General features: G+C 61.6%; 1 protein-coding gene. It reads right to left on the reverse strand.

All coding sequences use genetic code 11. The annotated features are described in order from the left end of the window. On the reverse strand, positions 1 to 250 hold a 250-nt coding region (locus KZZ06_RS21735), incomplete at both ends, for an AAA family ATPase (RefSeq protein ID WP_219581990.1).

The following is a 250-nucleotide window of genomic DNA, read 5'->3' on the forward strand; positions in this document are numbered from 1 at the left end:
GTCCATGACCTGCAGCAGCAGGTTGAAGACTTCCGGGTGGGCCTTCTCGATTTCATCGAGCAGCAATACGCAATGCGGCTGCTTGGTGATCGCTTCGGTCAGCAGACCGCCCTGATCGAACCCGACATAGCCTGGAGGCGCACCAATCAGGCGCGACACGGTGTGGCGCTCCATGTATTCGGACATGTCGAAGCGCACCAGCTCGATCCCCATGGCCTTGGCCAACTGCCGCGCCGCTTCGGTCTTGCCG

The organism is Sulfitobacter sp. CW3 (assembly GCF_019392245.1).
Taxonomy (GTDB): Bacteria; Pseudomonadota; Alphaproteobacteria; order Rhodobacterales; family Rhodobacteraceae; genus Sulfitobacter.